The organism is Staphylococcus sp. EG-SA-2 (genome assembly GCF_017152085.1).
Window position 1 is genome coordinate 1 of sequence record NZ_JACYHC010000409.1, and the last position, 6,334, is coordinate 6,334.

At 31.7% G+C, this 6,334-nt stretch carries 6 protein-coding genes; 1 reads left to right on the plus strand and 5 read right to left on the minus strand.

Annotated features, from left to right (window positions below; genetic code table 11):
* The 5 genes from IDG60_RS04155 to IDG60_RS04175 all read right to left on the minus strand — a co-directional run.
* Positions 1–1,601: helicase-exonuclease AddAB subunit AddB (locus IDG60_RS04155; RefSeq protein ID WP_481906079.1), on the minus strand; the 1,601-nt coding region annotated here is incomplete at its 3' end.
* A gap of 159 nt (positions 1,602–1,760) precedes the next feature.
* The gene (lepB, locus tag IDG60_RS04160) at positions 1,761–2,336 is read right to left on the minus strand and encodes a signal peptidase I (protein WP_000711896.1); all 576 of its coding nucleotides are present in this window, start codon (positions 2,334–2,336) and stop codon (positions 1,761–1,763) included.
* Between the two features lie 15 nt (positions 2,337–2,351).
* A complete protein-coding gene (lepB, locus tag IDG60_RS04165) occupies positions 2,352–2,876 on the minus strand; it encodes a signal peptidase I (protein WP_000758207.1) in 525 nt (174 codons plus the stop codon).
* 4 nt (positions 2,877–2,880) lie between these two features.
* Complete coding sequence (locus IDG60_RS04170; protein WP_000007967.1) at positions 2,881–3,456, minus strand: TVP38/TMEM64 family protein; 576 nt, start codon at positions 3,454–3,456, stop codon at positions 2,881–2,883.
* Between the two features lie 324 nt (positions 3,457–3,780).
* Positions 3,781–5,112: a glucose-6-phosphate isomerase gene (locus IDG60_RS04175; RefSeq protein ID WP_000148852.1), complete on the minus strand. Its 1,332-nt coding sequence runs from the start codon at positions 5,110–5,112 to the stop codon at positions 3,781–3,783.
* 350 nt (positions 5,113–5,462) lie between these two features.
* Here IDG60_RS04175 and IDG60_RS04180 point away from each other — a divergent pair.
* Positions 5,463–6,334, plus strand: an 872-nt coding sequence (locus IDG60_RS04180) for an argininosuccinate synthase (RefSeq protein ID WP_206160520.1), incomplete at its 3' end; no start/stop codon positions are given.

The following is a 6,334-nucleotide window of genomic DNA, read 5'->3' on the forward strand; positions in this document are numbered from 1 at the left end:
TCAAGGATTTGAATTAAGCCATTCCATATTTGATCAATTTCCTCCGCCTTTTCATGATTACCATTTAAATCAAGTTCATCTCGCTCTGTCATCAATTGATTTGGCAGTTCGAAATATTCCATACTTTCATAAAAAGCAGTTGCAAAGTCTTTTACAGTTTCCGCTTGTGACATTTGCTTTTCAAAATGTAAAATTTTATCAATGACATCTTTCTTTAACTTAACGACTTGTTCAAATGTGTTACGTTCATCTTCGGTCAGTTTATGCGCTTTACGCCCCATTTTGCTAAAATGTTCGACATTAAATAGCTCATCATCTAACCAACGTTTACCGTATATACCACGTTCAAGTACAAAATTTTCAAGTAAATCAACTAAGTATGCACTTTTTAGATATGATGCCGTTAACACATCAGTCTTCAATAAGCGTAGCATTGGATTCACTTGCCAATTAGATTGAATAACTTCAATCAATGAACGAATCATTTCCATGACCGGATGATGTGTCATCGAACGCTTTGTATCAATGTTATAAGGAATATTATAAAGCGGTAATATGGAATCAAATAAATAAGCATAAGACTCGTCACGATATAAAATTGCAATATCTTGATATCGTAATTGCTTATCACGAATATCAACGATGATACGTCGCGCAATTTCATTTATTTCCTCTCTCATAGTCGCAGATTCTAAAATATTGATATGACCTTGACATGCCACTCGATTGATTTGAAGTACATCAAATTCTTGTTCAAGATGCTTTAAATCTTGATTATTGAAGCGATATAATTGGTTGAAATATTGACGTTCAATAGAAATATTGAGTTCATTTGCTATTTCTTCAATATGTCGTAACACTTCCGATGGTTTTCTAAATAAACTAAATTGATCGTGGTTACCATCTGTCGTCAATATAATTGTGACACTCTTCGCATATTTAATTAATCCTTTGATTATTAAATACTCAATCGTTGAAAAGTTGTGAAAACCATCAATATATATATCAGCACGTTTTAGCCACTCTGATTTCGGCATACAATCAATAAAATATTGTAATGAATCCTCACCAGTAATAAACTCGTTTTGAATGCGTTGTTCGAACTCACGGTATATTAAAGCAATATCCTCTAACTTATTTTTAGTTCGAGTTTGCATATTTTTATCAGCAATAAAGTGTTCTAAATGTTCAGGCGTTACTGCATATTTTTTAAAATCTTGAATTTGTTCTGTTAATTTTTCACTAAACCCATAATATTTTGCTTGTGATTGATAAAGTTTTAAATACTTTTGTTGTTCTTGAACAATGTTATAAATCATCATTTCCGTTGCAGCTTTAGATAACTTTTGTTCGCTATAACTACCAACTTCTTGGAAAATACGATGACTTAATCGTTCAAAATGCAACACTTCTGTTCTTAAACTACCATTTAATTCCGGATCATTGACAAAGGCTTGTTCTAATTGAAATGTACTTTGAGTTGGCGCAATTAAAATGATTGGATCTCCAAGCGGATCTGCTTTCATTTTTTGTTTTATTTCGGTCAACATTTTCGTAGACTTACCTGTTCCCGCTCTACCTAAATAAGCATGTAATGTCATGACAAACCCTCACTTCCTTTGACACATATTTTAACACAAAGTGATTGTGATTGATTTATTATAAGTTCATTTCGAACTTAGCTTTTATTGTGGTACTAACAAAATAAAACATCGTTTATCAGTATTAAAACCGACAAACGATGTTGTATTTGTTTCATATTAATTTTTAGTATTTTCAGGATTGAAATTATGTTTAAATTCACTAAATGGCCAGAATCTAAATGAAACTTTACCAACAATTTGGTCTTCATCAATGAGGCCAAACGCACGGCTATCTTTACTTACTTCACGATTATCTCCAAGAACTAAATATTTACCTTTTGGAATGACATTTGATTTAGGATTCGCATTCGGTAAATCTTTAACTTGGAAAGTCCCAGTAATGTAATCACCTTGTTTATGTTTTAAATTATAGTTTAAATATGGTTCATCTTGTTTTTTACCATTGACATATAATGTATCATTTTTATATTCTACTTTATCACCAGGAACACCGATGACACGTTTAACATAGTCATCATTTTTGTTTGCATGGAAGACAACTACATTACCTTTTTCCAAACCACCTGTTTTATATCCAATAATGTTTACAGCTACTCGCTCGCCATCTTTCAAAGTTGGATCCATTGATTCACCTTTAATTGTATATGGTGTAACAATAAATTTACCTACTATAAATAAAATGACAAAAGCGACTGCAATTGAAATAATCCATTCCAATAATTCTTTTTTCAATTTTGACACCTCTTTTTAAGATTTGAACTGAATCGTCCATTTTGAAAAAGGATAATATCTCAAACTTATATTACCAATAATATCCTTTTTATCAATTAAACCAAATTGTCTAGAATCATGCTGATTGTTATCATGATCATTTAGCACAACAAAATTGTTAGGCGGTATAATATCTCCATCTAATTCTTTAAAATTGCGCAAACTAAAATCTTTAATTTTTCTGTTCTTGGCATAAGATGCGTCAACCGGTCGGTCATCACGGTATAATTGTCCCTGACAAAACGCCATTGATTGACCAGGTTTGGCAATAATTCGACTAGTATATATCTCGTTACCACGCCTATATGTAATGATATCACCATTATTCAATTGATTAAATGTAACTTTAATTTTATTTACAATAACACGATCCCCTTTGTTAAGGGTTGGTGACATATCATTATTCGGAATGACATGACCAACTATTACAAAAGTTTGTACGAACAGTACAATGATAATAGCAAGTATCAATGAAATCAAATATTTTACAACTTTTTTCACGATGTCACTCCTTTTTCGATCCCATAAAATGCTGTTCTAACTTTTTTCCAACAATCCAAAATACAACCAACACAACTAACATTAATATCCCTCTTAAAGGATGCGTTAAAATTGTAGTAATTTCCTTACCTAAATAACCTAAAATAATTGTTGAAACTAACTTTGATGATGCCAAAACAATGAAATAATATTTAGGTCTAATATGAGATAGACTCGCTACAAAATTTATTAATGTATTTGGCGTAAAAGGAAAACAAAGTAAAATAAACAATGGGATTAATCCTTGGCGATCAATAAAACTAATCAAGCGTTGAACAGCAGTACGTTGTTTAATTCGCTGCATCCTCTCAGTGTTCACCAATCGTTTACAGATCAAATAGACTGTAAATGTTCCAGAAATTAATCCAAGCCAACTAATCAATATACCTAAAATAGGTCCATAAGCTTGAATGTTAATTAAAATATAGAGTGCTAAAGGAAATACTGGAATTATCGCTCTAATATATAACAATATAAATCCAGGTAAATAACCAAACTGTCGAAATATCTCAAACCATTCTTCTACTTGATGAAACGACAAATCATCAATCCCTTTCTTTGGTTGAAGATAATTATTCTTAGATTATAAAGTTAATTACTAAGTAAAGAAACATTAACATGTAATCATGCTAATAAATCAGTCTCTAGTAGTATAACAATATTATTGTATGACAGATGTTATTTTTTCTTTAATTTTCTCTTAACATCTTGTCACATTAGCTAGTAACCTAGTTCTTGCATATAAATAAAAACGAGGTTGTCATTACATTTTTACATTTGTAATGACAACCTCGAAAATATGCTTTAAATAGTTAACGTCTAGTTCTATCTTTTCAAACTTCACTAATCATTGAAGTAATGTATTTTATAAACGCTCTTCTAATTCTTTTTTCAAGTCTTCAAAACCAGGTTTACCTAATAATGCGAACATGTTTTGTTTATATGCTTCTACACCAGGTTGGTTAAATGGATTTACACCTAATTGGTATCCACTCATTGCACAAGCAAGTTCGAAGAAGTATACGACATAACCGAAAGTTTCTTCATCTAATTGTGGAATGTTCACTACCATGTTAGGAACACCACCATCAGTATGCGCTAATAATGTACCTTCGAATGCTTTTGTGTTAACTTCGTCGATTGTTTTACCAGCCAAATAATTTAATCCGTCTAGATCATCACTATCTTTTTCAATAGTAATATCATATTTAGGATGATTTACTTTTACCACTGTTTCGAATAAGAAACGACGGCCTTCTTGTACATATTGACCTAAAGAATGTAAATCAGTTGTGTAGTTGGCACTTGAAGGATAGATACCTTTGAAGTCTTTACCTTCTGATTCACCAAATAATTGTTTCCACCATTCATTAAAGTATTGCATAGATGGTTCATAGTTAATCAACATTTCTGTTGTATAACCTTTTGCATATAAAATGTTTCGAATTGTCGCATATTGGTATGCAATGTTGTCTTCTAATTTATCTGAAGATAATTCTTCACGTGCTTTTGCAGCACCAATCATCATAGCTTCGATGTTAATTCCAGCTGTTGCAATTGGTAATAATCCTACTGCTGTTAAAACAGAATATCTTCCACCTACATCATCAGGTACGATAAACGTTTCATAACCTTCGTTTGTAGCCAACTGTTTTAAAGCACCTTTTTCTTTATCCGTTGTTGCAAATATACGTTTTTGTGCTTCTTCTTTACCGTATCTTTCTTCAACTAATTGTTTGAACAATCTAAATGCAACTGCTGGTTCTGTAGTTGTACCAGATTTAGAAATAACGTTTACAGAGAAATCTTTGTCTGCTAAATAATCAACTAACTCTTTCGTATATGTTGATGATAAGTGATTACCAACAAATACAATTTCAGGGTATTCATTGCTGTTTCTAAATGATGACGTTAACATTTCGATTGCTGCACGTGCACCTAAGTAAGAACCACCAATACCGATGACTACTAAAACATCAGAATTTTCTTTAATGCGTTTTGATGCTTCAACAATTCTTGAAAATTCTTCTTTGTCGTAATCAACTGGTAAATCAACCCAGCCTAAGAAGTCACTACCTGCACCAGTACCTTCATGAATTGTTTTGTGAATTGATTTAACAATTTCTTGTTGTTGTTTTAATTCGTGTTCACCGAAAAATTCTAACGTTTTACTAAAATCTAATTGAATATGAGTCATCTATAAAAGCCTCCTGTTTCATTTAATATCTTAATTTTACTAAGTTTACGTTTGCGATTCAATTCACAAGTTTGTACTTAATCAATAAAATTGATATTTATGTGACGTTTCACACCTATTTTTCAACAAACATTTCAAACTGGCGTCAAACACTCAAACATTTTTTATACAATTTGCATGTTTTTTAAAATACTTTTAAACATTGATAAATAAGCATTTATACTTACAACTCTAACTATCTCTATCGCATTTTATGAATAAATATGTAAAATAATGGTTTTATTTTCATTAAAAGTTTGCTATCATGTGTTCATACGAAATATTCAGATAACTACAATGAGGTGAATTTTATGAAAGAGAAAATTGTTTTAGCATATTCAGGAGGACTAGATACAAGTGTGGCCGTTCAATGGCTTATCGACAAAGGATACGACGTTGTAGCTTGTTGCCTAGATGTTGGTGAAGGTAAAGATTTAGACATCGTTTATAAAAAAGCTTTAGATATGGGAGCAGTTGAATGTCATATTATTGATGCAACAAAAGAATTTAGTGATGAGTATGTAAGTTATGCAATCAAAGGAAATTTAATGTATGAAAATGCATATCCATTAGTTTCAGCTTTATCAAGACCATTAATCGCTAAAAAATTAGTAGAGATTGCTGAGAAAACAAATTCAGTAGGTATTGCACATGGTTGTACTGGTAAAGGGAATGACCAAGTACGTTTCGAAGTTGCCATTAAAGCATTAAACCCATCATTGAAAGCATTCGCACCTGTACGTGAGTGGGCATGGAGTCGTGAAGAAGAAATCGATTATGCAATTAAACATAATATCCCTGTATCAATCAACCATGATTCACCTTATTCTATCGATCAAAATCTATGGGGCAGAGCGAATGAATGTGGTATTTTAGAAGATCCTTATGCTGCGCCACCAGAGGATGCGTTCGATCTAACAAATGCTTTAGAAGAAACACCAGATACTGCTGATGAAATCATTTTAACGTTTGATAAAGGCATCCCAGTTCAAATTGATGGCAAAACATATGAATTAGACGATTTAATTTTAACGTTGAATGCATTAGCTGGTAAGCATGGTATCGGAAGAATTGACCATGTAGAAAATAGACTTGTAGGTATCAAATCAAGAGAAATTTATGAGGCACCTGCTGCAGAAGTTATTTTAAAAGCGCATAAAGCATTAGAAACGATTACGTTAAC

Excerpts from the sequence above, each read along its gene's own strand:
- IDG60_RS04175 (WP_000148852.1), bottom strand. The coding sequence starts at position 5,112 with ATGACTCATATTCAATTAGATTTTAGTAAAACGTTAGAATTTTTCGGT.